Consider the following 25,990-nt stretch of genomic DNA (forward strand, 5'->3'; position numbering starts at 1 on the left):
ATACGATGCCGATTGGCTGCGAGAAGCCTTGAAAGACAAAGGGATAAAGGTTTGCATCCCCGGTCGAAAGTCCCGCAAGAAAGCCGTGAAATATGACAAGCGGCGGTACAAACGGCGCAACAGGATCGAGATCATGTTTGGTCGCCTCAAGGACTGGAGGCGCGTCGCAACACGATACGACCGATGCCCCGAGACTTTCCTCTCCGCAATAGCTCTCGCAGCAACGATCCTCTTCTGGCTTTGAAACTCAATGAGTCTGGAGCCTACGAAACGCGACCGTCCCGTCATTGTACGCACCGTGCAACTGGAAAACGCGCTTTGCCAAGTCGACACCGATAATTGTAACTTCGGACATGGATGCTCCTTCCTACTGTGATGGCTTCAACACTCACCACAATGGCACATTGCGATGCCGTCGGGAGGGGCATCCACGCCATCAACAGAACCGTCCAAGTCCAAGCTCTTTGCTTTCCTATCATTTTCAATCAGTCGTCAAAATCGGTTCGGTTCATAGGGCGAGAGGTCGAGATTTGTTCTCGTTCCGGTGACGAGATCAGCCACAATCTGTCCTGTCTTGGGGGCCATCATCAGGCCCCAATGGCTATGACCAAAGGCGGTAATCAGGTCCGGAAAACCTTCAATTTCGCCGATACAGGGCAAGCTGTCTGGCAAGCTGGGGCGCTGACCGGACCAAGTTGTGTAGGCTTCCGTGTTCAGCTTTGGTGAAAGCTTTCCAGCCAAGGTGACCAACCCGTCGCCGCGCTTTTTAGAAATCGGCGCATCCAGCCCACCAAATTCTGCCGTACCTGCAACCCGAACGCCGTCTTCCATGGAGGACGCCACGAATTTCATATCCACATCCATGATAGAGTGATTGAGCGTGATCCCTGGTGTGGTGAAGTTGACATGATATCCGCGTTCGGACTCCAGCGGAATATGAATACCCAAAGGCTCAAGTAACTCCGCGGACCAAACACCCATCGCCAGAACCAGCTTGGGCACGGTGTATTCCCCGTGCTCGGTCACATAGCGCCACCCACCTGTCTCCAAGGGTGCAATACTTTGCACCGTGGCGCACTCTATCTCGCCGCCCATTTTCTGAAACTTATCTGTCAGTACCTGCCCTATGCGTCCAGGCGACAAGGCGCGGGCTTGGCCCTTGATGACGACCGCGGATTTGAAATCTCGTGACAGATCAGGTTCCAGCTCCCTGAGCCGGTGAGCATCGGCGCGTTCGAGATCTGCTCCGGCGGCCAGACGCAATTCGTTGTCCAAGGTGTCGAGTTGCGCGCCTTCTGCATCGCGAAAAACATGGATGTAGTAACTGTCGCGCACCAGCTCTTCGTGTCCCGTACCACGAAGGTGATGCCGGTACAGCGTCACACAATCTCGGTTGAGGGTTTCCATTGCAGCCGAAATGTCGCGAACGCGCGCTTCGGTGCCGTTGGCCAGAAACTTCAATCCCCAACTCGCCACCCGTGGCAGATGACTGGGGCGGACAGAGACCGGCCCCAGCGGATCGATCAACCAGCCGGGGATCTTCTTCCAAACACCCGGCATGGCTTGCGGCACGATGGACCATGGCGAGATCACGCCAGCATTTCCGAACGATGTTTCCTGTCCCGGATCACCTCTGTCGATCAACCGCACTGATGCGCCTCTTTCGAGCAACGAAAGGCCTGTGCAGATGCCCACGATACCGGCGCCTAAAACGGTGACATTCGCGACCATTGGCTTAGACCAGTTGCGCAAGGCGTTTGCGCTGGACAATCTGGCTGATGATCGCAGGGCTGGCAATGATCAGCGCGCTAAGATCAGCCTGAAGCGACGGCGCGATGAATACCAGACCGGCCAATGCCATCAGCCAACGGTACACCGCTCCCATCGGCGCGAGCCAATATCCGACCACCGCCGAAGAAAGCGCAATCACTCCGGCAATACAGCTTGCCGCAGTGTACGTGAATTCCCAAAGGTCGAACCCGGTGGACGACACGAAGAGCAGCACTGGCGCGTAGACAAATGCCATGGGTGCCACGACCTTACCTAATCCAAGGGTGAACGCAGATATCCCCGTTCGGAAAGGGTTGGATCCGGCAATCGCAGCAGCGGCGTAGGCCGAGGTACAAACCGGCGGTGTGATCTCGGCCACGACGCCGTAATAGAGCACGAACATATGGCTGGCGATGGGCGGGATGCCCAATTGCGCCAGGGCGGGCTGCGCCACGGAGACCAGCATGATATAGAGCGCGGTTGTCGGCACGCCCGCGCCCATAAGGATACAAGCCAGTGCGATGAATACGAGGCTGATGAACAGCGTCAGATCGGCCACTGAGAACAGCTCCCACGTCCCAAAGGTAAAGAGCCAGTGAAGATCAGTCCCAAAGTTCGATGCCGCCTGTGTTACCATGAAGCCCATGCGGAAGCCCACACCAGTGGTGTTGATCACACCAATGACGATGCCCACAGCCGCCGAGGCAGCACCCACAGCCAACGCGTATTTCACACCTGTTTCGAACGTATCTGCCATTTCGCTCAGGGTTGTGCGCTCTTGCGGATTGAAAGCCGCAATCGCCGCCCCTGCGATCAGGATGGCTGACATCAGCAGATCGAATCCTCCGCCCATGAATTTCCAGATCACAAAAGCGATAAAGGCCGCAGAATAGACCAGCGTCATGGGTTCCTTGACCCGGGACATTCCCGCGATGATAGCCAGTGAGATGCCGCAAAACGCCGACATGTAGGGCGTGTAGCCTGAAAACAGCACCACCAGCAGCCCGACCAACGGCACGATGTTGGCCCAACCATGGCTCCAAACCGCCTTGAGTTTCGGAAGTTTGTCAGCAGGCAGCCCCTTTAGGTCCAAGCGGCGAGCCATCAAATGCACGACGGTGAACACGCCGACATAATGCAGAAATGCCGGAAAAATCGCCGCGATCACGATGGTCGTGTAGGGAAGTTCCAGAAACTCGGCCATGATAAAGGCCGCCGCGCCCATGATCGGTGGCGTGATTTGCCCGCCCGCCGAGGCCGCAGCCTCGACGCCACCCGCGAAATGACCCGGATAGCCAAGCCGTTTCATGTTCGGAATGGTCAGGGCCCCGGTGGACACGGTGTTCGCGACGGACGATCCCGAAATGGTGCCGAAAAAGGCCGACGACACGACCGACACCTTTGCAGGACCGCCGGTATAGCGACCAGCAAGGATCGTTGCGTTGTCGATGAACAACTGCCCCAGCCCGGTACGTTGGGCGATGACCCCGAACAATACAAAGTGAAAAACGATTGTAGAGACGACCCAAAGCGTGACGCCAAAGATGCCTTCGGCGGGGAAATACATCGAACTGACGAAGGTTCTGAAATTCACACCCGGATGCTGAAGAAGTCCGGGAAACACCGGGCCAAAGAGCGCGTACGAAATGAAAACGCAGATAATCAGCGGCAAAATCCATCCAAGCGTGCGGCGTGCGATGTCAAGAACCAGCACGATCAGGATGCAGCCGAACACCATGTCATAGGTGTTGGGATTGCCCATGCGGAAGGTCTGTTCCTCGATCCCCAGCCACTCAATACCGCGCCATGCAAGACCCAGATAGAGCGCCGCCGAGGTACCAAGGACCATCAACAGAATGTCGATCATCGGGACGCCGCCAATTCGAAAGGGGCTGTGGTGAAGGTCAAATGCAGATTTGGTTTTGAACATTGGAAAGAGAGCATAGGTCAGGACGAACAAACCAGACAGGTGCCAACCCATGTGCCAGAAATCAGTTGGAAGAGCGAACCCCGCCGTCAGGTAGTGGTACACTGCAAAGGTCAGCGCGACGTAGCGCAGGAACTTGCCAAAGCCGGGTGAGACCTGCCGCGTCGCAGCACCTTCGTCATACTTCTTCTCAATGTCAGCAAGGTCTTCGGCAGACAGTTCGCGGTCATCTTTTTCAGGTGTTGCTGAGTTGGTCATGCGAAATTCCCTCGCGCTAATCTTTAATTGATGAAACCTGAAAACGGCTGTCTGAGGACCGCATGGTCAATCATTGTTGCGAAGGTGATGATGTCGAACACGGGCCGATTGAGCCGGGACTGAAGCGAGTGCGCGTAAGGTGGCAAGTCCGTACATTCGAGAAGAATGGCACCCACCTCCGGCGCTCGTGCAACAAGTCTCTCGCCGACTTCAAGCAACTCGGCTTCGATCTTCTCAAGGTCCATGTCGTTGCGGGTGTTGCGAAGAATGACGTCCGAAAATTCAGTCCCGTCTTGCATGCCCTCGATTACAAGCGGGGTGTTCTTCGCGCCCACGGCTGCGAGGTGACGGGGTGTGAGTAGATCGGCGGACGCCGTCAGCACGCCGACCGGGCGGCCCGTCATGCGGTGTATAAGCTCTGCCTGAACCAGCGAAGAGACAAAAACCGGCACGTTGACAGCTGCAGCGATCTCATTCTGAAACAGCGCAAGAAATCCACATGACCCGGTGATCGCCTTGACGCCGCTTTTCTCCAGGCGCTGTGCTGCCTCGATCAAAGGCGCGATCATGTCCGGCGAGGGATTGTTCAGCAAAACAGGTATGGTGAGCCCTGTGATGATCTCGTAGCTCGTCGTGAACGGCAGGCTGGATGGGTTCTTGATGTGCCCCGGCGGCTTTGGAAAGTAGCTCTCGAGCGACAGAACGCCGATCGACACGCCGCAAATATTATGTCCGCCTGAAACAACAGCCACGATCGCGCTCCAAAATTTCGGAAAAGAGATGCAGGCAGGCAGACCCCATCGATCCGCCTGCCCGACTGACGGGGTTACTGGAGCAACCCGGCTTCCTTGTAGAACCGCTCCGCACCCGGGTGCAGCGGCACGCCCAACGCGGCGATACCGTCGAGTGCGGTGTCGGGCGTAATCTGCTTGCCTTTGGCATGACCATTGTCCAGCAGCGTCCGCGTGTTGTCGTTCCAGAGCGCCTTGGTGATGCCGTAAACGAGTTCTTCGCTCAGGTCAGAGGACACGACCAAGAGCGCCGATACGGCGGGTGTTCTGACATCATAGTCCACACCTTCGTAAACACCTGCCGGGATCGTGGACGGGATGTAGGCGGGGATTGTTTCATTGACGATGGCAAGGTCTTCGTCGGTAAAGCTGTGAAGCTCCATGCCTTTGGTGGTTGCAAGTTGCACCATCGCCGAAACCGGCCAACCCGCGGCGTAGAAATAGGCGTCAATCTGGCCGTCCGCCAAACGTTCTGCCGACTGGCTGTTGTTCAGCTCTGCCTCATCAATGTTGTCGCGGGTAATGCCCCATTTCTCGAGCATCTGAAGCACCGCAACCTGTGTGCCCGACCCGGCTTGCGCAATACCCACACGTTTGCCTTCAAGATCGGCCAGGCTTTCAATCGAACTGCCCTTTGGCAGAACCAGGTGAAGATCTTCGGGGAACAGATTGGCCACGATCCGCAGCTTGTCGTGCGGCTTGCCCTCGAACTTGTCTTCGCCGAGATACATCGACCGGGTGACGTCAGCCGCGGCCATACCGGCCTCCAACTCACCGTTCTGGACGGCCGTGTTATTGAACACCGAAGCTGTCGTCGATTGCGCAATCGCGATCAGACCGGGAACGCCGCATTGACCACCTTCGTCGCAAGGACGCGATCCGGGGGGCGCGGAAATGCCGTTGGCGATGGTTCCACCGATTGGGAAGTAAGTGCCACCAGCGGATCCGGTCCCGATCCGGAAAAACGTCGGATCTTGCGCCGCGGCGACGCCTGCAGTCAGCGCTGTTGCAATGGCCGCTGCAGTAATTTTCGTAAACAGTCCCATGTTATTAACTCCCTGAAGTGTGCATCTGTCGCGGCACGTACCGCGCAATGCAGTGATGGACTGCCACGATCTGATGGTATGTCTCAGATAAAATCAAATTTGAAATTTATTTCTTAACCAAAATTTCTCTTATATATCTGCCTGCATGAATTTACAGCAGCTCGCAGTGTTTCGGGAGATCATGAACACCGGGTCGGTGAGCGCAGCAGCGCGCAACCTCAACAGGACCCAGCCGGCCGTCAGTGCGTCGCTCAGAGCACTTGAGGCATCATTGGGCATGGAGTTGTTCCAACGCGAGGGGCGTCGCTTGATAGCAGTTCCGGAAGCGCGTTATCTCTTGTCTGAGGCATCAGAAATCTTGGACCGGTTGACTGCCACACGGTCAAACATGGAGGGCATGCGCAACCGCGTGCGGGGGTCGTTGCGGATTGTCGCCATGCCCGGACCGTCTGCTTATCTCATGCCTGATTTCGTAAGCCGGTTCAGCAGCGACGCTCCAGATGTGCGCATTACGTTGTCGACCCGAAGTTCACCGCAGATCCTGAACCTGATTGCGGCACAGAGCTTTGACATCGGATTCTGTGATCTGGGCATGACGGATGTGATCACCGAAAACCTACCAGACGAGCTTTTCAAGATGGTGCGCGTCGCCAGCGATTGCCTGTGTGCATTACCAAGACATCACCCGCTGGCAGACTTCGAAAGCATCACCGCCGCTGATCTGAATGGGCAACCAATGGGAACGCTGCAGTTGGGGCATGCAACGGTAAACGATACGCAGAACGCCTTTGATCAGTGTGGTTCGCAGTTTAATGTGAGGGTCGATGCTCAGTATTTCCTGCCTCTCTTCAATTTTGTCGAAGCAGAGCAAATCTGCGCCATTGTCGATCCGCTCAGCGCCAAGAGTTATTTGCTGCAAAAAGGTCGGGAGCAGCCAAGGATAAAATTCGTCAAATTCGAACCGACCGTTCCCTTCGGCTATGCACTGGTCACCCCCTCGCGTCGTCCTCCCTCGCTATTGGCCAAAGCCTTTGCTGAAGAATGGTTGAGTTATGTGCGGAGCATTGTCGATGACACTGGTGAGATATGCGCACAATAGAAAATGGCCGGGTCGCACCGCCCGACCATTATCACGCTGGGAGCATGACACAGAAAATGGATCGTCTGCAACACCGACTAGAGTCATGAGAAATTGTCCATCTGTGGCGTCCAGCTCCTCCGTGAAAATCGCATCGGCGGCGGACACAGCTCGTAAAATGCTCGCTTCGCTGCCTTCGAACACGTCCATCGCGGCCACCGCGTTTGCAATATTGGACATCGCTGCTCTGTCCCTCGGAAATTGGATCGTTTGAGGCCGGAGTTTTCCGCTAGATTTCAATTGGCTGGGAGAGGAGCGGAAACGCTTAAAGGTATCCAAGTTCACTGACGCGCAGAAGCGCGTATACATAGACCAAAGTTATTTGTTACCCTGACCACATAATTTTACGAATGGAAATATCCGTGAACCTTCGTCAACTTGAAGCTTTCAGGGCAACGATCCGTTGTGGCTCGATTACCGGAGCTGCAAAGATGATGCATATCTCGCAACCCAGCGTCAGCAGGCTTATCGCGGACCTCGAAGACTCCGCAGGATTCCCGCTGTTTGTGCGCGTTGGTAGAGGACTGACCCCGACCGTCGAGGGGCGGCATTTCTATAACGGTGTCGAAGGCATGTTCGTGGGTATCGACCGATTGCAGGACCTCGCGAAATCCATCCGCACCTCTCAAGGAGGGAAGATCTCGATCGGGGCAATTCAGTCCATTGCGACAATCGAGTTACCCAAAGCGATCAGCCGCCTCTACAATGACAATCCCGATGTCGAATTCGTCGTACAATCGCGCAACACACCCGCCATTCTTGACGCCATACAGATGCGCCAACTTGATCTGGGCATAGTCGGGCGTGAACCGGACTATTCAGGCGTGGAGGTGCTGTTCCAGACTTCGGTTGCTTATGTCTGCCTGATACCAGAGGACCATCGGCTTGCAACAGAGTATGGGCCCGTTGATCTCGAAGAGCTTGTCATGACCGAGACCTTTGTGACCTTCGGAGCAAGCTATCCGGATTCCATGATGTCGATTGATCCCCAACTGTCGGAAAAGCTGCGTGCGCGCTCACGGCTCTCCGTGGCCAACATGCCGCTTGCGGGCGCTTTGGTGCGCGAAGCCTCGGTTTTGGCGATTGCAGACCCGTTTTCCGCTGAACAGGCCGTGCGCATGGGCGGGGTGGTGTTCCGACCGATCAAGCAGAAACTGACATATTTCGTCGCCGTAGTTGCGGCGCGGCGCGAAGAATTGTCGCGCGAGGCGCTGAAATTTGTCGACCTCTTCGCACAGCAATTGCAGAGCCGCGTGGATAAGGTTGAAAAGCTGAGCGGTCACGCAAGCTGAACGCGGCTCGCAGAAGTGTCGCGACGTGCGATACTTCTGACATCAGCAACTCGTAAATGACAACCGCTCTGACAAGCCGCGGCCATCAAAAAGGCTTTAACGTGGCTTGCAGAAACACGTGTCGCTGCGGTGAAGAGAAACACGTGGCCAGTGGTGCCGTAGCCAACCGATCTCTCTTCGCGGTTCATAGGATTACCGCACGAAGACGGACTGGCATACGTCTGCCGTATGGGTTCACCACGATATTCGATTGGTCAGCCGCGCCTAGCTCTTTGTAGTCTGACTCAGCCTGTATGAAACGCCAAGGCAGTTACACCTATGTTGCCCCAACGCAGCCGCATATATTCGACCGACGACGCGCGACGGCTTGCCCGGCGGCGACTACCGCGTCTGGTGTTTGACTTTGTCGAGGGCGCCGCAGGCAGAGAGACAGGGGCCGCGCGCAACCTGTCCCAATTTGATGAGATCATGCTGCAACCCCGGGTAATGGCGGACGTCTCCGACTGTTCACTGACAACCGAATTTTTGGGGCAGTCCCACGCATTGCCTTTCGGAATTGCTCCAATGGGTATGTGCAATCTGGTCCACCCCAATGCGGACAAATCTCTGGCCGATGCCGCACGGTCAATTGGTTTCCCGGTGTGCCTGTCGTCCGCAGCATCAACTTCGATCGAAGACATGGCGCAGCTGGCAGGAGGTCATGCTTGGTTTCAGCTGTATTTTGGTGCGTCAAAAGAAGCCTCGCTGGCCTTGGTAGACCGCGCCCGCACTGCGGGCTACGAAACATTGGTCCTCACCGTGGATGTCCCCCAGGTGTCCCGACGGCTGCGAGACCTGCGCAATGGCTTCTCTGTTCCGTTCGGGATGTCGCCTCGTGCGTTTCTCGACTTTGCGTCGCATCCGCGATGGTCGATCAGCACGCTTGCGGCAGGAGCGCCGCGCCCGATGAACTTTGAAGGCACCAAAGGTGTCAACACCTTCGACCGCGGCGCAAGCCGCTCCGGCGCTGACTGGGCGTTTCTGGACGTTCTGCGAAAGGAATGGCCGGGAAAGCTGATTGTCAAAGGCGTGACATCGGCGATTGACGCGCGCCGGACCCGCAGCCTTGGAGTCGATGCCGTCTATGTGTCCAACCACGGAGCGCGGCAGCTTGACTCGGTCCCGCCCGCGATCCGCCTGTTGCCGCTGATCCGCGATGCTGTTGGCCCGGATTTTCCGTTGCTTTTCGATAGTGGCATTCGCAATGGCGAAGACGTTGTAAAAGCGCTCGCTCTTGGCGCTGACTTTGTCATGATTGGCCGCCCGGCACTTTTTGCCTTGGGTGCAGAAGGACCCCGCGGGCTGACTTCGCTGCTTCAGAGCTTTACCTCGGACATTCGTGTCGTGATGGCGCAACTTGGCGTCACCTCCATCAATCAGCTTGGGCCCGACGTGCTTTTCGACAACACAGCGCAGCCCAATGACTCACCGGACACAAGGACACAGGCGACCATGTGGCTTGCCGCGAAACCCTGAAATGAGATTGCTCGCATGACGGACCAAAAAAAGATCAGAGGTGGGGCGTTGCTTGCCCGCGCGCTTAGGGAAAAGGGGGTCGACCATGTGTTCACCCTCGCGGGCGGCTTTTGTAATCCGGCACTCGAAGGGTTCATGGAGTGTCAGATGCCGGTCATCAACGCCCCCCATGAACAGATCGCAGGGCATCTCGCAGACGGCCACGCGCGTATCACACGCAAACCGGTGGTCTGCCTTGTGGGTCCCGAAGGCTTTGCCAACGCTGTGCCAGCCATGCTCGAAGCCGGTGGCGAACGCAGCCCAGTCATTTTCGTGACCGGGTCTTCCACACTCAAGCGTCAGGGAGCGGGTGGGTTCAAAGAGATTGACGATGTCGCTATCGCGGCTCCGCTGGTCAAGTATTCGGTTCAGATCACAGATGGCGAGCGGATCAGCGAATTCATCAATCGCGCCTGGATTGCCGCAACCACAGGGTACCCCGGCCCGGTTCATATCTCGCTGCCGGTGGACATCATGTTTTCGTCCTTCGCGCCGGATGCGGGTCTCGACGAGCGCCCGTTCAACCGCGCCGCGCGCCCGGTGGCGCGCGCGTGGCCCGATCCTGCGGCTCTTGAGGTGGTTCTGGAAAAGGTAAAACGCGCCGAGCGTCCGGTCATCATCGGTGGTCACGGCATCTGGTGGTCGAAATCCGAGGGCAAGCTCGAACAGGTTGGTAAAGCTCTGCGCCTGCCGATTTTCAATGTGCCCTACCATTCCAAGCTGCTGGGTGAGGAATGCGAGGCCTATATGGGACTGGCCGATTTTCACCAATACCACCCGTCCAAACCCGCCATTCACGAGGCCGATCTGGTGCTGATGATCGGAGGGCGTTTGGACAATCAGATGAATTTCGGCAACCCGCCGTTCTTCACGAAGGAACAGACGCTGATTTGCATCAACGGAAGCCACGAGGAACTGGAATACAATCAGGCCGCAGATGAGGTGCTGCTGTCGGACCCCGGCGCGTTCCTCGAAGAGCTTGAGGGTGTGGGCAAGACCTGGCCTGACTGGTTTGATTTGCAGCGCACGCGTCGCGCAGCGTGGGTCGATGAATGGTATGCGCATATCGAGGCCGAGTCCGCCAAGCCGGGCAAGATGCACCCGCTGCAACTCTCGCTGGATGTTCAAGAGCAGATGGGCGACGAGGACTGGCTGATCTTTGACGGTGGCAACACGCATTTCTGGTCCGAAATCGCGGTGAACATGGCGGGGTGGCGCGGCCAAAAACTGGGCGGGATCATGCATCCCGGCAGTTACTCCTTGCTTGGGGTTGGCGTGTCCTTTGGCGTGTCGGCCAAGGCGCTTCACCCGGAGCGCAATGTGGTCGTCATCTCGGGCGATGGGGCATTTCTGTCAGGAGGGCTTTCGATTGAATCCGCGTTTCAGGACAATCTCCCAATCACCATCGTGATCGACAACAATGGTGGACTGGATTGTATCTCCCAGCAGCAGGAACGCCTGTTTGCAAACGGCAAACACTTCGCCACCGACTTCCGTGACATTCCCTTCCACAGCATGTGCGAAGGCATGGGAGGACATGGTGAATTGGTGGAAACACGCGAGCAGCTCGCCCCTGCCCTTAAACGTGCCATGGCCAGCGGCAAAGTCGCCATCGTCAATGTCAAATGCCGCGGGGTGATCAGCCCCATCGTTGCGGCGACATCCGACAAACGGGACAAGGCTTCGATCGAATAATGGCAGTTCTTAGCTCGCACACGCTGAACGGCACGGACGGCACCCATGCGGGTGGGATCGCTGTCACGCTGACGAACCTCACAGATGGAACGATCGTTTTCAACGCGCGAATGGATGACGGAGGCCGCCTGTCGCAAGACATCGACGCGCAGGTGATTGATCCCGATGTCACCTATGAATTGGTGTTTGACACGGGGCCCTACTGGGCCGCCCGCAACTTCCCAGCGACGGTCACCCAGATTGCCCTGCGCTTTGCCATGCCCGACCCGGAGGGCAAATACCACATGCCGGTGATCCTGAACCCGAATTCCTATTCGATGTGGACGTCACGCTGATGGATGGCCTGAACATGTCGCGGCGCATCCGCCGCACACCATATACCGATCGCGTCGAACAGGCGGGCGTGCGCGGTTTTTCCGTCGTCAATCACATGCTGCTGCCCAAGGCGTTCCAGCCATCGGTCGAAGAGGATTATTGGCACCTGCGCGAGCATGTCCAGATCTGGGACGTTTCCTGCCAGCGTCAGGTCCAGATCACCGGATCGGATGCCGCGACGCTTGTGCAATGGATGACGCCCCGCAGTATCGCACGCGCAAAGGTCGGAGATTGTTTCTACATCCCGATCATCGACGCAAAGGCGGGTATGATCAACGATCCGGTCATGCTGAAGCTGGCCGAGGATCGCTTCTGGCTGTCGATCGCCGACAGTGATGTGTTGCTCTACGCGATGGGCCTGGCTTTGGGTCGGGGCTTGGATGTCGAAGTCAGTGAACCTGACGTATCACCCTTGGCCATCCAAGGCCCCAAGGCTGAAAACCTGGTGGCAGAGCTTTTCGGGAACCACATCCGCGACATCGGTTTTTTCAAATTCGGCTGGATCGATTTTCAGGGCACCCGGCAACTGATCGCCCGTTCCGGCTATTCGCGGCAGGACGGCTTTGAGATTTACTTGAACGGTGGCCACCTTGGCTCAGCCCTCTGGGATGTCGTCTGGGAGGCAGGTCAGGCGCACGACATGACCCCCGGTTGCCCAAACCTGATCGAACGGATCGAAGGCGGCCTGCTGTCTTACGGCAATGAATTCACGCGCGAAAACAATCCCTTCGAAATCGGGCATGGAAAGTTCTGCGTGGTCGACGGTTCAATCGACTATATTGGCAGAGGCGCGCTTCAACAGATCGCAACGGTGGGGCCAGCCCGTGAAATCCGCGGTGTGGCGTTTGATGGTGGTCCCTGCCCCACCTGTTCCAAACCCTGGGCCGTCATGGTGGGAGATGTCCGCGTCGGTCAGGTGACCTCTGCCATATGGTCCCCACGCCTCAAGCGGAATGTCGGCCAATCACTGATCGACCGTGGGTACTGGGATGCGGGACAGGAAGTCGAAGTCCACTCTCAGGATGGAATGGTGCGATCGGGAGAGGTTTCGCTGCTTCCCTTTGCCTGATCTTGTGCTGCGTCCTGAAGGGCGTCCCATGTTCTCGCGGGCAATTCCACGGTGACGCGGCCCTTCCGTTGCATGGCCTCGCGCTCCCCGCAAACCTCGACACGGTCGAACCCTGCAGCCGGCGGGCAGTTTCGAAGCTCCGTCAGGATCGCTTCGGCAGCGTGCTGCATCGGCCCCGCATTCCGGTATCGCGCGGTGTCCACCACCAGGATGAACGTATTGCATTCCACACGTGCCGGACCCAGCATCGCATCACAGATAAGTTCGCCCATGGTGGCAAGGCCGTAGCCCAGCGCACCGCCCTTGGGAAGGATAGCACCGCCGTCAAAGTAATCTGCAGGATTTATTGTCGGTCTGCCGTCCCGATCCAAGACCGCCCCTTCCGGCAGGGACGCGCCAGCGCGCTGCGCTGCGTAGATCCACCCGCCTGCAATCTGCCCTGTCGCGCAATCCAGCACCACCGGCCCATGCGCGCCGCCGGGAATGCCCAGACACCACGGATTTGTCGGCAAGACCGCCTTTCTGCCGCCATGGGGCGCCACCATGCGCCACCGCTCGCGCGCGCCGCCGCCACAGGCGATGAACAGACAGCCCGCCTGCGCCGCATCTTCCGCAAAGGCCCCCAATCGCCCGGTATGCCCGGTATTGCGCACTGCAATAGCGGCGACTCCGTGATTGCGAGCGGCACGTATACCGGCCTCTGTTCCAGCCTTTAAAGCAAGAATGCCAATCCCGCCGCGCCCATCGACATGCACGGTTGCCCCGGGCCCAATGCTCACCTCCGGCGTGACATTTGCTGCCAGGTACCCCCGCCGGAATTCATCGCGGTATTGAAGTGCCCGCATGAGTCCGTGCGATTCAACGCCGCAAAGCTCCGCATCCGTCAGATGATCCGCTATCGCTTCGGCACGTTCCGTGTCGCAACCGCCCGACAACAAAATCTGTATCGCACAGGCACGGGCCTGAGCGACTGGCACAGACACACGATCCTCGGCCAAACGAAGCTTGCTCATGCGCACCGCTCCGCGACATCCTTGCGCTGCACAGTTTCCAGGTCCTCGATCGTGTGGTGACATCTGATGCCATGGCCATCCGCGCGATACCTCCAGGGCGGCGCATCGGTATCGCAGATCGGCCCGATCTTGCGCGGGCACCGGCGCTGAAACGGACAGCCCCTTACAGGCGGCGACAATTCGACCACGTCATCCGCGCTGAGTGTTGGGGCGGTGTCCGGGTCAGGTTCCAGAACAGCGCCAAGCAGAACTTCGGTATAGGGGTGAGAGGGTGTGGCGTAGACGTCGGCTGACGGCCCCAACTCGCAAAGACGCCCCTGATAAAGCACCGCAACACGGTCGGACAATGCGCGAACCACAGCAAGGTCATGGCTCACGAACACGTATGTGGTGCCCTGCGTCGACTTGAGATCGTTCAACAGATCAAGAACCGCCGCTTGTACGGACACATCCAGAGCCGACGTGACCTCGTCACACAGCACCAGATCGGGATCGGCGGCAAAGGCGCGCGCAATGGCGACACGCTGCTTTTCACCACCCGAAAGTTGACTGGGCAAACGGTCCAGATAATGCGCTCCCAGTCTCACGCGCTCCAGAATTTCGGCGGAGCGCTGATGCAGAGCGTCGCCGCTCAGGCCGAAATACAGCTTCAGCGGTTGTTCGAGAATTTGTGCGATGGTCTGGCGCGGATTAAGACTGTCATCCGGGTTTTGAAAGATCAGCTGTATCCTGCGCAGATGATCAGGGCTGCGCTGCTCCACTTCGGGAGCCAACGCCTCGCCGCCCGCAACCGTGATCCTGCCGTCCGACGGCGGCAGCAGGCCGGCAACTGCCTTGAGGATGGTCGACTTGCCCGAACCGCTTTCCCCGACAAGGCCCAGCGTTTCTCCCTTGGCTACGGTGATTTCGATACCGTCAACCGTGGCAACTGACGCGCTGTCGCGGCCGAGCAGTTTGTCCAACAATCGGGGACGATTGTAGCGGATCGCCACATCGTCAAGCCGCAAAGCCGGAACGGCGTCGCTGTCCAGTTTTGCCGGGATCGCGCCGCTGCCTGTCAAGGAAAGGTCTTCGGCATGCTCGTGGCGGAAGCACCGGACTGACTCACCGCTTGGCAGGCGCTCCAGAACCGGCCGACGGCTGCGGCATTGTTCCTGTGCCAAGGCACAGCGGTCGACGAAGGAACATCCCTGACCTGCGCCGCCCGGCGCGGGCGGACGGCCATCCAACGCCACAGGCAGACGCGGATCGCTCAGCCGTGGGATCGAAGCCAGCAAGCCGCGCGCATAGGGATGCACGGGAGCCTTGAGAACCTGACGCGTGGACCCGTCAAGCACAACCTCACCGGCATACATCACCACAACACGGTCACAGACACGCGCAATCGCACCCAGATCATGGCTGACATAAACCATGGCCATGTCCCGGTTGCGCGCAATGTCGCGCAGCAACTCAAGGATATGCGCCTGCGTCGTCACGTCGAGACCGGTCGTCGGCTCATCGAGCAAAAGCGCCGTTGGCTCCCCAGCGAGGGCCATCGCGATTGCGGCACGTTGCTGTTGTCCGCCAGACAACTCGTGCGGAAAGCGGGTCATGATCGCGGCAGGATCAGGCAGCCTGACCTGCCCTAGGAGTTCGATTGCCTTTGCGGAAAACTCGGCCTGCGGCACGTCCGAATGCAGCCGCAGCGCTTCGATCAACTGCGCACCGATCCGCAAGGTCGGCGTCAGGGACTGGCCGGAGTTCTGTGGGATCAGCGCCAGTTCACCACCGCGAATTTTCTCAAGCTCGGTGCGAGTGCGAGCGAACATGTCCTGCCCCTGGAAAGCGACCGACCCCTCAAGCAGCCGCAGTCCGCGTTTCAGATACCCCATGGCCGCCAGGGCCAGCGTCGACTTCCCCGAACCGCTTTCACCCACGATACCAATGCTTTCCCCTGCCTTTACGGTCAGGTCGATGTTCCGCAGCACCGGGAGGGTCGCCCCCGACTTGCCCGTGAACCCAACGGAGATATCGCGGATCTCGATCAGCGGCGCGCTCATACCGGAGCCTTTTGCGCACGGTCGATGCCAAGCGCTTTGGCAAGGGCATCCGCCGTGAGGTTGATCCCGATGATGAGCGAGGACAGAGCGATCACAGGTCCCAGCACGCCCCAAGGGGCAAAAGACATGAATCCGCGCGCATCCGCGATCATCAGCCCCCAATCCGGAGTCGGTGGAGAGACCCCAAATCCGAGGAAGGACAGCGATGAAAACGCCAGCAACATCCACGACCAGCGCATTGCGCCCTCGACCATGAGTGTGTCCAGAACATTGGGCAGCAATTCGCGGCGGATGATCGTCAGACGGCTGTGCCCGCGCGCCCGCGCGGCTGAAACAAAGTCGCGCGCCACCACATCATGTGTGGCAGCCCGGGCGATCCGGATCACGGGAATTCCGTAGAAAAAGGCAAGCGTCGGGATCAGCACTTCGATGCCGGTGCCGAAAGTCACGATCAGCACCAGCATTTTCAGGATCCACGGCAGCGAGAGAAAGGCGTCCACCACCCGCATCAGCACTTCGTCCACACGTCCACCGATCAGCCCGAACAAAATGCCGCCGAATCCGCCCCAGGTGACCGCGATCGGTGTAGCAATGCCAGTCACCAGAAGCGCTTCGCGTCCGCCCAGCAGAACGCGCGAGAAAACATCGCGGCCCAGGTGATCGGTGCCCAGCCAATGGGCCGCATCGGGACCCGTCAGCATCATCGCCGAATTCATCGCCTTGTAGTCATGGGGAACAATCCAGGGGCTGACGATGGCCAGAACCACGTGGAAAGCCACCAGAAACAGTCCGATGGCACCAGAGGGACGCGACATCACATCCCTTAAGACCGATATCGTGCGGCTCCATGGGGTGTTCCGCGGAGGATTTGCTGCAAGAGTCATCCGCGCCTCATGTGCAATGTGCGCAGGCGCGGGTTGGCGATCATCGTCAGAATATCCGCCGAGAGGTTCACGCAGACGTAGACGGTGGCGACAATCAATGCGATGGCCTGAACAACGGGCAGATCCCGATCCGAAATGGCGTCGATCATCATCCGGCCCAAACCGGGATAATTGAACACGACCTCGATCACGACGACACCACCCAACAGCCATGCAATCGTCAGCGCAACGACATTGATCGCGGGCAAAAGGGCGTTGGGCAAGGCGTGCCTGAAGACGATCCGCCAATAGGGCACGCCCTTGAGCGTCGCCATCTGGATATAATCACCCGCCATGACCTCGATCACTGAGGATCGGACCATACGCAGAATATGCGCTGTCATCACCATCGTCAGGACCAGGACCGGCAGCATGATTTCAGGGAAAAACTCCGCCGCGGGTGCGCTTGCGGATGTCAGCACGATCCCAGGCAACCAGCCCAGCCAAACCGAAAAGACAAGGATCAGAACCGTGGCCGATACAAATTCGGGGATCGTCATCGCAAAAATCGTCAGCGTGGATAAGATCAGATCGACCGGACGGTCACGCCACAACCCGGTGACCACCCCAAGAAAGATGGCTAGCGGCACTCCCAATGCCAGCGAGCACGCCGCCAAAAGCAGCGAGTTGGCCAGGCGATCGCCAACGAGTTCGGCAATGCTTTTTTGACCGTTGGCCGAAATACCCAGATCGCCGCGGACAGCGCTGCTTGCCCAGTCAATGTAGCGTTCCACTGCAGGACGGTTCAGACCCTGTGCCTCTCGGCAATTCTCCAGCAATTTGCCTTGCGCTTCGCGTTCCAGAAACGCCGTGCAGGCATCCCCGGGCAGCATTTCCACGCCTGCGAAAATGATCATCGAGACGATCACAACCGTGGTCGCACCGAGGAACATACGTCGCAAAAGCATACGAAGCATGGACACCACCCGTTCTTGAGGGACCAAAGGGCGCGGGACAATGCGCGCGCCCTTCTCCGTTTCCGTACGTGGTCGCGGTGTCAGTCGACCGTGATCTTGTGCCAGCGCACCGCGTCGTTCTTGACCTCATCAAGATTGGACACCCGCGAAGACACACCCACGAGCCTCGTCACTGTATAGGGGATCAATGTGCCAGACGTCTCGAGCAAGTGCTCCTGGGCCGCAACATAGATCGCCTTGCGCTTTTCGAAATCCAGCTCACGGCGTGCTTCGGCAAGCATGGCGTCAAATTTTTCGTCCTTGTAGTAACTTTCGTTCCACTTGGCGTTCGACAGGTAAATCTCGTGAAAAGCTTGATCGGCGGGGCGTTCGTTCCAGCGCGTTGCTGTCACGTCCTTTTTCATCCACACTTCGGACCAATATCCATCCGTCGGCGCCTGCACCACATTCACCCGAATGCCCGCAGCGGCAGCCTGTTCCTGGTAGGCTACGGCCAACGTGGGCCACGTGGGTTCAAGTGTTGCGACATGCACATCGATGTCGATCCCGTCGGGATACCCGGCTTCCGCCAGCAAGGCCTTCGCCTTTTCGATGTCCTGAGGACAGCTCAGATCGGCACGATACTGGTCGTTCGGCTCAACAGGTGCGTCACACGCCACGATGCCTTCACCGCCCAGGACAAGCGCCACCAACTCCTCGCGATCAGCGACCATGCGAACCGCCTGACGCACGCGAATATCGTTGAACGGTTCCACGTCGGTGCGGAACACAAGACCGCGCCAGTTGCCGGTCGGGATCACCTGAACATAAAATTTGTCAGAGCCTTTCAGCATGACCTGTTGCTGCGCCGTGATTCCGCGCTCCATGTCGATCTGGCCGCCCAGAAGCGCCTGCAAACGGGCCTGCCCATCCGCGATGCCGATCACTTCCATGCGGGCAACACCGGGCGCGCCTTCCCAATAATCGGGATTGGCGACCAAAACGGTTGTGCCTTCCGCGTCGAATGTTTCGACCTTGAACGGTCCGGTGCCGTTGCCTGTGGTCGCAATCGTATCGCCCGACCCCTCGTTCAGCATCCGCAGACGGTAATCCATCAATTGCAACGGCATGTCGGCAAACGGTGTATCCAGCGTGATCTGAACGGTCATGTCGTCCAGCGCCTTAACCTCTGTGATCATCTTGACTGCCGAGCGCGCCGGGCTGTCACTTTCAGGATCAAGCACGCGGTTCAGCGAGTAGACCACGTCAGCGGCTTCAAAGGTCGAGCCATCATGGAAGGTAATTCCGTGACGCAGCTTGAAAGTCCAGACCGTCGCATCCTCGTTGGCCTCCCAGCTTGTTGCAAGATCAGCCTCTGGCTTGCCGTCAAGACCCGGACGTACAAGACGGCTCATGATCTTTTCGGTGATCTGGAACACCCGGCCTTTCGATATCGGATCGAGGCTTGATTGCGCACCAAATCCAAGCTCGTGGGCCTGACGGAACGTGCCGCTCGGCTCGGCTGATGCGAGTCCGGCGACCAGAGCAGCCGCGGACACCATTGTGATCAATTTTTTCATGTGTCTTCCTCCCAATGTCCCGGAGCGATTGTTGCGCTCTCGTTTTGACAAGATGTTCCTCCCCGCACGCGCAAATCGACAAACACAAAATCTGCTACTGATAGATATGAAAAACCTTATCCATCATCGATTTCCGGCCGTGGACCTAGCTTCATAGTTTCCCTTTGACAGTCAAAGAACAAATACAGTTCTTTGAGGTGTCCATTTGGAAAGAGCATGGAAGACACCACCATGAACGCCATCAACATCACCGCCATAGGTGGCGGTGGATTCACGCATGACACCTATCCTGCGCTTGATGAATTCTGCTTGAAACAGGCGAGCAAGGCAGACGTCAGGCTGGGCTTCATTGGCGCGGCGAGCAACGATGATCCGGTCAAGATCGACCGGTTTCATGCCCGTTTCGACGGTCTAACCGCCCGGCATGTCCATCTGCCGATGGCGCTGGACACGCAGACCCTGGAAAATCATCTGAACGTGCTCGACATGGTTTATATCGGCGGCGGCGATACCGAAGCCATGGTCGATCTGTGGCGTCGAAACGGCTGGGACCGCGTCCTGTCCGAGGCAGCCCGACGGGGGTTGGCCATTGCCGGGGTGAGCGCCGGTGCGGTGTGTTGGTTCGACCGTTTCCTGTTTCACTCGGGCAGCGGTCCGATGCGTCCGTTGCAGGGTCTGGGACTGATCAAGGGCGGTGCCTGCCCGCATTACTCCACCGAAACGGACCGTCATGCGGCGCTGCATGACGCCGTTTCGCGCGGCACCATGCCGAACACCATTGCCATGGATGATGGGGTCGCTGTTGTGTTCGATGCGTCCGGCCCAGTCGCAACCTACAGCGCCGAGCCAGAGGCCTCTGCCTTTCATGTCCGGCGAACAGACGCGGGACGTGTCACCGAGACCCGGCTATCCTTTTGACACCCCGGCCTGATCGAGCAGCCATTTTATGACGGACGAGACCTCTGCCGTGCGCTCGCTGCCGGGCTTGGCCAGAAGGTAAAACGACCGTTTGGGTTTCAGTTCGACATCGAAGGGCTTGATCAGCGCACCGGAATTCAACTCTATGTTCACAAAGGGGAATATCCCCAGAGAGACACCCTGCCCTTCAAGGGCTGCCTGCATCACAGTATTTGTGTCCGTTATGATGACTTCTTCTTTCAACTTCAGACCCGAGCAACCCATCATCCCCAGCCATGCAGCCCATTCGGAACGATCGCGTTGGTGAATGACCGGATATTTCGCGAGGTCCTCGACACGGCTCAATCCGCCCCTCTCGGCCAAAAGCGCTTCATTCACAACGGGTGCATAGGTGATGTCCAACAGAAGCATGCTGTCCAGCCCGGCCCAGTTCCCCTCGCCCCAATCCACAGCAAGATGTGCCCCCATCATGACCGCATCCGTGATCCGCGGACTGTCTTGCAGGATCAGGTCGATATTGGGCAGGTCGCGGCGGAACCGGGCTAGCCGCGGCACCATCCAGCGGGTCCCAAAGATCGGCCCAACCGCAAGGGTAACTGTCTTGCGGGTGCTTTGACCACGCATCTCGATCTCTGCGCGGATGTCGTCGAACGCCTTGGTCAGCACACGGCTCAATGATCGCCCCTCGTCGGTTAGAACCACCGCGCGGGTCTTTCGGATGAACAGCTGGCAGCGCCAGTCTCTTTCAAGTTCGCGGATCTGGTTGCTGACAGTGGTCGCGCTCACGCACAGCTCATCCGCGGCGTCCTTGAAGCTGAGACGGCGCGCTGCGACCTCGAACGTGCGCAGTGCGGTCAGTGGAAGTTTGCGTGGCGTCCGGCCCATTTCGCCCCATCCCATAGCGACAGTTTTCTTTATTCATGCCATGCGGACAAGTTGCTTGTCCAATGTTCCGACGAAGGCGAGGTTGGTGCGAAAACGGCGGACGGAGATCCATGGATCATTTAGCTCATATCGTATCGCGCCGTCGTTCTGGAGGGCGACGAAAAGCCGGCGAGGTGCAGGATGCACAAGCCGTCCCGCGCGACGCGCCGGTTGCCGGTCGCCTGAACCCGCTCAGCGACGAGGCGCTGGCACAAATCCATGCGGCTTCGCTGGAAATCCTTGACCGGGTCGGCATCAGCGATGCTCCACCAATCGTGGTAAACGCGATCACCGCGCGGGGTGGAAGGCTTGCCGATGATGGGCGGCTCTTGTTCCCAGAACACCTCGTCATCGACGCGCTCGCCGGGTTCCGGCGCGGATTTCGACTTTTTGGCAGAGCGATTGGTCATGATTTGGACCTTGCAGGTGCCAAAGTCCACGCAGGGTCCGGTGGAGCCTCACCGCATATTGTGGATCTCACCGACGGCAGCTATCGCGCCGCAACCCTGTGCGATCTTTATGATGCCGCAAGGCTTGTGGATACGCTGGAGCATGTGCGGTTCTTTTCGCGCTCGATGATCGCTGGCGATATGCCGACCGCTCATGCGCTTGATATCAATACGGCTTTCGCCTCTTTGGCGGGGACATCAAAACACGTCATGGTCAGCGCCAGCAATCCGGTACATGTCTACGATATCGCGCAGATGTGCTATGCTGTCGCCGGGTCCGAGACGGCATTTCGCGCACAGCCGTTCCTGTCACTCAACATCAATCACGCGGTGCCGCCATTGCGCTTTGATGCCGACGCCTGTGAGGTGATGGCAGCAGCTGTGCGGTCCGGCATACCGGTGATGGTCAACACATTCGGGCAGATGGGCGCATCGAGCCCGGTGACCATTGCGGGCTGTCTCGCGCAAACGAATGCCGAAACGCTCGCCGGGATGGTGTTTGCGTGGACATTGGACCCCGAGGCACGTGCGGTCTACGGCGCGAGGCCCATGGTGACGGATCTGCGGTCGGGCGGCATGGCGGGCGGAGGTGGCGAACAGGCCGTACTGACCGCTGCTGCGACACAGTTGGCCCGCTTCTATGAACTGCCCAATTCGACCATTGCCGGGGCCACAGATAGCAAACTTGCCGATGCACAATCCGGCTTTGAAAAAGCGCTTTCGGTGACTTTGGCCGCGCAGGCCGGGGCCAACCTGATCACGCAGGCGGCAGGCACCCAGGCGGGGCTGATGGCCACGTCGCTTGAGGCCTATGTCATCGACAATGACATGCTGGGTGCCATTCTGCGATCTGCGTTTCCCATCGAGGTCAGCAACGCAACTCTCGCCGTCGATGTGATCGCCCAAACCGTCCGTGGCGAGGGACACTTTCTGGGCCACGCAGACACGTTTGCGCGCATGAAAACCGATTTTGTCTACCCAGCCCACGCTGACCGGCAAGCGCCCGAAGCCTGGCTTGCCAGCGGTGCGCCAAACATCAACAACTCGGCGCGCAGGACCGTCGCAGACACCCTCTCCCGCCATTATCCACGCCACCTGAGCAAGGATATCGAACAAGACCTGCGGGCGCGCTTCGATATCCGCTTGCCTGCCACAAGGATGACAGCCTCATGAAAATCGCTGTGATCGGCGCAGGTGCCATGGGATCAATCTATGCCGCGCTCATGGCGGACGCGGGCCACGAAGTTTGGGCGGTGGATACTTGGCGCGACCATGTAGATGCGATCAACGCACATGGCCTGCGGGTCGAGGGGGCCAGCGGCGACAGGACGGTCCGAACTGTGCGGGCCACCACCCGGATCGCGGATGTCGGACAATGCGATCTGTGCATCCTTGCCACCAAGGCCTCTGGCGTGGGCCCGGCCGCGCAAGCCGCGGCGCCCGTGATCGGGCCGGATGCCATGGTCCTGACAATTCAGAACGGTCTTGGCGCAGGCGAAAGGATCGCCGCGCATATGCCCTCGGACAATGTGCTTCTTGGTGTCGCCGATGGCTTTGGGGCTTCGATGAAAGGCCCTGGGCACGCGCATCACAACAGCATGAAGCTGATCCGGATCGGAGAGCTGGGCGGCGGGATCACGGACCGCTTGAAGCGCGTCGAGGTGCATTGGCAAGAGGCTGGTTTCAACGCGCGGGCGTTCGAGAACATAACCCAGCTGATCTGGGAGAAATTCCTGTGCAACGTCACATTCAGCGCCCCCTGCACAACCTTCAACGTCACGGTCGGTGAGTTGATGGCCCACTCCGATCACTGGCGGATTGCCCTTGGCGCCATGCTCGAAGCGCATAAGATCGCGTGCGCCAAAGGTGTGCCGCTGTCGTTTGATGACCCTGTCGCCTATGTCACCGCGTTCGGCGCAGGCATGCCGAATGCGCGCCCGTCCATGCTGCTGGATCACATGGCACGCCGCGCGTCGGAACTGGACGCAATCAATGGCATAGTCCCGGTCATGGGCCGAGAAATGGGGATTTCTACGCCGTATAATGACACGCTGACCGCAATTCTACGTCAGCGAGAAGCAGCATTTGAGAGGGAAGGCGCATGAACATCGGCTCGTTTCTGCATCGTGGCCAGAAGCTATATGGTGTCTTCAAAGATGAAACCGTCACCACCGCCAGCGACGCGCTGCGTGCGATCTACCCGACGCTCCGCGATCTGCTGGAGGCGGACCACAACTGCGACGCCCTGAAGAACGCGGGAAACCTTGCGGCCTCACTCCCCGTTGCAGACATCGTGTTCCAAACACCAATTCCAAACGCGCACAAAATCATCTGCGTTGGGATGAACTATCCGAAACCCTACCCGGTTGACGGCGTGGCCCCGCCGAACCCGGAGAACATTATCCTCTTCGGCAAGGAACGCGAAGCCCTTGTCGGGCATGAAAGACCTCTAGAAAGTCCGCAGGGGCAACCCGCGGATAGTTTTGATTACGAAGGGGAAATCGCTGCCATCATCGGCAAGCCCGCGCGACACGTGACGCCCGAGCAGGCGATGGAGCATGTGCTGGGGTACGCGCCGTTCAACGATGGCTCCGTGCGCGACTGGCAAAGACATTCGATATACGCGGGCAAGAATTTTGCCAATTCGGGGTCATGGGGCCCCTGGATCACCACTGTAGATGCGCTGCCGCAGATTGCGGATTTGCACCTGACTGTCACGCTCAACGGCGAGGTGATGCAATCCGCCTTCGGGCGCGAGATGATCTTCACCCTCCCCCAGCAAATCGCATACGCCTCGTCACTGTTCACCTTGCACCCGGGTGACGTGATCGCAACCGGATCGCCAGACGGCACCGGCGGCAGTCGGACTCCAAAGCGTTTCCTGAAACCGAAGGATATCGTGAGCATCACTGTCCAAGGGATCGGAACCCTTTCGAACACCGTCTCCTCAAGCGCATGAAATAATTTGGTGGTGTCAAGCCGCTTCTTTTTGACATTCTTGATGCGCAACGGTTGACCCACTATCGATAGTAGCGGCCCTGACAACAGCCACGTGGAGGCTCGACCCAAACCGAATTTAACCATCAATGCATGAATACACCCAAAGGGATTTTTCTAAACAGTTCACGATAATTATCCCGCAATCCTATGATCCGAAATAACCTTTCGGGGACTTGTGAAAACACCGCAGAGGTGGGTCCAAAGGACCCAACCGCCAAAACATTTTTTGGCGAACTCTGCTAGTCAGGACGTACGAAGCTTCCAGTGGAAAACAGTCTCACTGGCCTGCTGCTGGTTTCGTGGACACGAAGATAAGATCGTGACCATGGAATTGGAGATTGGATATGACGAGACGAAAGTTCAGCCGCGAGTTCAAGATCGAGGCAGTAAAGCTGGTGACCGAGCGGGGTGTTGCGGTTGCTCAGGCGTGTCGGGACCTTGATCTTGCAGAGAGCGTGCTGCGGCGCTGGATGCGTGAGGCGGCTGCGGCACCGACCACGGCGTTTTCCGGGAATGGCCAGCAGCGCGCGGAACTGGCCGAGATTGCAGCGCTGAAGAAAGAGGTCGCCCGTCTCCGGGCGGAGCGTGACATCCTCAAGAAGGCAGCGGCTTTTTTCGCGCGGGAAGCGACATGACGTTCGCATTCATCGCAGGGCACCGGCACATCTGGCCGGTCAGCTGGATCTGTGACGCGTTGAGCGTTTCCCGGTCCGGCTTTCATGCCTGGATCAGAAGACCGATCAGCGACCGCGCGGCTCATGACGCGAAGCTCGTTCAGGCGATAGACAAGAGCTTCAAGGCCAGCGATCGCACCTACGGCGCCCGCCGGGTCTGGCGTGACGTTCTGGAAGACGGTCTCGCATGTGGAGTTCACCGTGTCGAACGACCGATGCGGATAAATGCACTGAGAGCGCGTCCGAAGCGACGTGGAAAACCAAAGGACGATGGCGAACGCTCCGTCATCGCCGACAACATCCTCGACCGCGACTTCGCGGCGGACCGACCGAACCAGAAATAGTTGGCCGACTTCACCTACATCTGGACTGCCGAGGGCTGGCTTTTCGTTGCCGTGGTCCTGGACCTGTTCTCCAGGCGCGTTGTAGGCTGGTCCATGAAAGCGGATCGAGACGCCTCGCTGGTCATGGATGCGCTGATGATGGCCGTCTGGAGTCGGGGCAAAGCAGACGCGCTGCTCCACCACTCGGACAGTCATACGATTAGTGCCAGTTCTCGGGTGGTTTGACTCAAACAGCGATCGACCATTCGCTGGGTTGGTGCCGCATGGCTTTCCGGTGTGATCTGACTCTCACTCCGATCGACCTGACTCGTG

Annotated in this window: 21 protein-coding genes and 1 pseudogene; 12 read left to right on the forward strand and 10 right to left on the reverse strand. The window is 58.6% G+C overall.

The window, feature by feature from the left end; all coding sequences use genetic code 11:
* Positions 1-244, forward strand: a 244-nt coding sequence (locus JJ869_RS10965) for a transposase (protein ID WP_292267103.1), incomplete at its 5' end; no start/stop codon positions are given.
* Positions 245-492: 248 nt separating this feature from the next.
* Here the strand turns inward: JJ869_RS10965 and JJ869_RS10970 are convergent.
* The 4 genes from JJ869_RS10970 to JJ869_RS10985 form a co-directional block, all read right to left on the reverse strand.
* The gene (locus JJ869_RS10970; RefSeq protein WP_292267106.1) at positions 493-1,731 is read right to left on the reverse strand and encodes an FAD-dependent oxidoreductase; all 1,239 of its coding nucleotides are present in this window, start codon (positions 1,729-1,731) and stop codon (positions 493-495) included.
* 4 nt (positions 1,732-1,735) lie between these two features.
* Entirely contained in the window at positions 1,736-3,955 is a 2,220-nt protein-coding gene (locus JJ869_RS10975) for a TRAP transporter fused permease subunit (RefSeq protein ID WP_292267109.1), read from the reverse strand.
* Positions 3,956-3,978: 23 nt separating this feature from the next.
* Positions 3,979-4,707, reverse strand: coding sequence for an aspartate/glutamate racemase family protein (locus tag JJ869_RS10980; RefSeq protein WP_292267112.1), 729 nt, complete (start codon positions 4,705-4,707; stop codon positions 3,979-3,981).
* A gap of 74 nt (positions 4,708-4,781) precedes the next feature.
* The gene (locus JJ869_RS10985) at positions 4,782-5,792 is read right to left on the reverse strand and encodes a TAXI family TRAP transporter solute-binding subunit (protein ID WP_292267115.1); all 1,011 of its coding nucleotides are present in this window, start codon (positions 5,790-5,792) and stop codon (positions 4,782-4,784) included.
* Between the two features lie 145 nt (positions 5,793-5,937).
* On the opposite strand from JJ869_RS10985, the gene JJ869_RS10990 reads away from it, so the two are divergent.
* From JJ869_RS10990 to JJ869_RS11015, 6 genes are all read left to right on the forward strand, one after another.
* Positions 5,938-6,891 carry a LysR substrate-binding domain-containing protein gene (locus tag JJ869_RS10990; RefSeq protein WP_292267117.1) on the forward strand — a complete coding sequence of 318 codons (954 nt, stop codon included), beginning with the start codon at positions 5,938-5,940 and terminating at the stop codon, positions 6,889-6,891.
* A 389-nt stretch (positions 6,892-7,280) separates the two neighbouring features.
* Positions 7,281-8,222: a LysR family transcriptional regulator gene (locus JJ869_RS10995; RefSeq protein ID WP_292267120.1), complete on the forward strand. Its 942-nt coding sequence runs from the start codon at positions 7,281-7,283 to the stop codon at positions 8,220-8,222.
* A gap of 318 nt (positions 8,223-8,540) precedes the next feature.
* The gene (locus tag JJ869_RS11000) at positions 8,541-9,737 is read left to right on the forward strand and encodes an alpha-hydroxy acid oxidase (RefSeq protein ID WP_366510446.1); all 1,197 of its coding nucleotides are present in this window, start codon (positions 8,541-8,543) and stop codon (positions 9,735-9,737) included.
* A gap of 15 nt (positions 9,738-9,752) precedes the next feature.
* Positions 9,753-11,471, forward strand: a complete 1,719-nt coding sequence (locus JJ869_RS11005; protein ID WP_292267122.1) for a thiamine pyrophosphate-binding protein — start codon at positions 9,753-9,755, stop codon at positions 11,469-11,471.
* Complete coding sequence (locus tag JJ869_RS11010) at positions 11,471-11,806, forward strand: hydroxyisourate hydrolase (protein ID WP_292267125.1); 336 nt, start codon at positions 11,471-11,473, stop codon at positions 11,804-11,806. Before JJ869_RS11005 ends, JJ869_RS11010 begins: the two co-directional genes overlap by 1 nt.
* Entirely contained in the window at positions 11,806-12,915 is a 1,110-nt protein-coding gene (locus JJ869_RS11015) for a dimethylsulfoniopropionate demethylase (protein WP_292267128.1), read from the forward strand. Before JJ869_RS11010 ends, JJ869_RS11015 begins: the two co-directional genes overlap by 1 nt.
* Here the strand turns inward: JJ869_RS11015 and JJ869_RS11020 are convergent.
* The 5 genes from JJ869_RS11020 to JJ869_RS11040 form a co-directional block, all read right to left on the reverse strand.
* Entirely contained in the window at positions 12,864-13,928 is a 1,065-nt protein-coding gene (locus JJ869_RS11020; RefSeq protein WP_292267130.1) for an Ldh family oxidoreductase, read from the reverse strand. The two genes, JJ869_RS11015 and JJ869_RS11020, sit on opposite strands and share 52 nt — an antisense overlap.
* Positions 13,925-15,970, reverse strand: a complete 2,046-nt coding sequence (locus tag JJ869_RS11025) for an ABC transporter ATP-binding protein (RefSeq protein ID WP_292267133.1) — start codon at positions 15,968-15,970, stop codon at positions 13,925-13,927. The genes JJ869_RS11020 and JJ869_RS11025 overlap by 4 nt, the downstream gene beginning before the upstream one ends.
* Entirely contained in the window at positions 15,967-16,854 is an 888-nt protein-coding gene (locus tag JJ869_RS11030) for an ABC transporter permease (RefSeq protein ID WP_366510447.1), read from the reverse strand. Before JJ869_RS11030 ends, JJ869_RS11025 begins: the two co-directional genes overlap by 4 nt.
* Complete coding sequence (locus tag JJ869_RS11035) at positions 16,851-17,810, reverse strand: ABC transporter permease (protein WP_292267139.1); 960 nt, start codon at positions 17,808-17,810, stop codon at positions 16,851-16,853. The genes JJ869_RS11030 and JJ869_RS11035 overlap by 4 nt, the downstream gene beginning before the upstream one ends.
* Positions 17,811-17,890: 80 nt before the next feature.
* Entirely contained in the window at positions 17,891-19,369 is a 1,479-nt protein-coding gene (locus JJ869_RS11040) for an ABC transporter substrate-binding protein (protein WP_292267142.1), read from the reverse strand.
* Between the two features lie 216 nt (positions 19,370-19,585).
* On the opposite strand from JJ869_RS11040, the gene JJ869_RS11045 reads away from it, so the two are divergent.
* On the forward strand, positions 19,586-20,287 hold the full coding sequence (locus JJ869_RS11045) for a Type 1 glutamine amidotransferase-like domain-containing protein (protein WP_292267145.1): 702 nt from the start codon (positions 19,586-19,588) through the stop codon (positions 20,285-20,287).
* Here JJ869_RS11045 and JJ869_RS11050 read toward each other — a convergent pair.
* The gene (locus JJ869_RS11050; RefSeq protein WP_292267150.1) at positions 20,276-21,172 is read right to left on the reverse strand and encodes a LysR substrate-binding domain-containing protein; all 897 of its coding nucleotides are present in this window, start codon (positions 21,170-21,172) and stop codon (positions 20,276-20,278) included. The genes JJ869_RS11045 and JJ869_RS11050 overlap by 12 nt on opposite strands.
* A 110-nt stretch (positions 21,173-21,282) precedes the next feature.
* Here JJ869_RS11050 and JJ869_RS11055 point away from each other — a divergent pair, with 110 nt between their 5' ends.
* The 4 genes and pseudogenes from JJ869_RS11055 to JJ869_RS11070 form a co-directional block, all read left to right on the forward strand.
* On the forward strand, positions 21,283-22,833 hold the full coding sequence (locus JJ869_RS11055; RefSeq protein ID WP_292267153.1) for a trimethylamine methyltransferase family protein: 1,551 nt from the start codon (positions 21,283-21,285) through the stop codon (positions 22,831-22,833).
* On the forward strand, positions 22,830-23,765 hold the full coding sequence (locus JJ869_RS11060; RefSeq protein WP_292267154.1) for a 2-dehydropantoate 2-reductase: 936 nt from the start codon (positions 22,830-22,832) through the stop codon (positions 23,763-23,765). The genes JJ869_RS11055 and JJ869_RS11060 overlap by 4 nt, the downstream gene beginning before the upstream one ends.
* Positions 23,762-24,619 (forward strand): fumarylacetoacetate hydrolase family protein, encoded by an 858-nt coding sequence (locus tag JJ869_RS11065; protein ID WP_292267157.1) that lies wholly within the window; start codon positions 23,762-23,764, stop codon positions 24,617-24,619. Before JJ869_RS11060 ends, JJ869_RS11065 begins: the two co-directional genes overlap by 4 nt.
* A gap of 385 nt (positions 24,620-25,004) precedes the next feature.
* Positions 25,005-25,867 (forward strand): annotated as a pseudogene (locus tag JJ869_RS11070) (IS3 family transposase); the annotation flags it as partial.
* Between the last annotated feature and the right edge of the window lie 123 nt (positions 25,868-25,990).

Source organism: Marivita sp. (assembly GCF_017643905.1).
Lineage (GTDB): Bacteria > Pseudomonadota > Alphaproteobacteria > Rhodobacterales > Rhodobacteraceae > Marivita.

What these genes read in the sequence shown, in the direction of transcription:
- JJ869_RS10970 (WP_292267106.1), bottom strand. Translation starts at nt 1,731, where the DNA reads ATGGTCGCGAATGTCACCGTTTTAGGCGCCGGTATCGTGGGCATCTGC.
- JJ869_RS10975 (WP_292267109.1), bottom strand. Translation starts at nt 3,955, where the DNA reads ATGACCAACTCAGCAACACCTGAAAAAGATGACCGCGAACTGTCTGCC.
- JJ869_RS10985 (WP_292267115.1), bottom strand. Translation starts at nt 5,792, where the DNA reads ATGGGACTGTTTACGAAAATTACTGCAGCGGCCATTGCAACAGCGCTG.
- JJ869_RS10990 (WP_292267117.1), top strand. Translation starts at nt 5,938, where the DNA reads ATGAATTTACAGCAGCTCGCAGTGTTTCGGGAGATCATGAACACCGGG.
- JJ869_RS10995 (WP_292267120.1), top strand. Translation starts at nt 7,281, where the DNA reads ATGGAAATATCCGTGAACCTTCGTCAACTTGAAGCTTTCAGGGCAACG.
- JJ869_RS11000 (WP_366510446.1), top strand. Translation starts at nt 8,541, where the DNA reads ATGTTGCCCCAACGCAGCCGCATATATTCGACCGACGACGCGCGACGG.
- JJ869_RS11005 (WP_292267122.1), top strand. Translation starts at nt 9,753, where the DNA reads ATGACGGACCAAAAAAAGATCAGAGGTGGGGCGTTGCTTGCCCGCGCG.
- JJ869_RS11010 (WP_292267125.1), top strand. Translation starts at nt 11,471, where the DNA reads ATGGCAGTTCTTAGCTCGCACACGCTGAACGGCACGGACGGCACCCAT.
- JJ869_RS11015 (WP_292267128.1), top strand. Translation starts at nt 11,806, where the DNA reads ATGGATGGCCTGAACATGTCGCGGCGCATCCGCCGCACACCATATACC.
- JJ869_RS11020 (WP_292267130.1), bottom strand. Translation starts at nt 13,928, where the DNA reads ATGAGCAAGCTTCGTTTGGCCGAGGATCGTGTGTCTGTGCCAGTCGCT.
- JJ869_RS11025 (WP_292267133.1), bottom strand. Translation starts at nt 15,970, where the DNA reads ATGAGCGCGCCGCTGATCGAGATCCGCGATATCTCCGTTGGGTTCACG.
- JJ869_RS11030 (WP_366510447.1), bottom strand. Translation starts at nt 16,854, where the DNA reads ATGACTCTTGCAGCAAATCCTCCGCGGAACACCCCATGGAGCCGCACG.
- JJ869_RS11035 (WP_292267139.1), bottom strand. Translation starts at nt 17,810, where the DNA reads ATGCTTCGTATGCTTTTGCGACGTATGTTCCTCGGTGCGACCACGGTT.
- JJ869_RS11040 (WP_292267142.1), bottom strand. Translation starts at nt 19,369, where the DNA reads ATGAAAAAATTGATCACAATGGTGTCCGCGGCTGCTCTGGTCGCCGGA.
- JJ869_RS11045 (WP_292267145.1), top strand. Translation starts at nt 19,586, where the DNA reads ATGGAAGACACCACCATGAACGCCATCAACATCACCGCCATAGGTGGC.
- JJ869_RS11050 (WP_292267150.1), bottom strand. Translation starts at nt 21,172, where the DNA reads ATGGGCCGGACGCCACGCAAACTTCCACTGACCGCACTGCGCACGTTC.
- JJ869_RS11055 (WP_292267153.1), top strand. Translation starts at nt 21,283, where the DNA reads ATGGATCATTTAGCTCATATCGTATCGCGCCGTCGTTCTGGAGGGCGA.
- JJ869_RS11060 (WP_292267154.1), top strand. Translation starts at nt 22,830, where the DNA reads ATGAAAATCGCTGTGATCGGCGCAGGTGCCATGGGATCAATCTATGCC.
- JJ869_RS11065 (WP_292267157.1), top strand. Translation starts at nt 23,762, where the DNA reads ATGAACATCGGCTCGTTTCTGCATCGTGGCCAGAAGCTATATGGTGTC.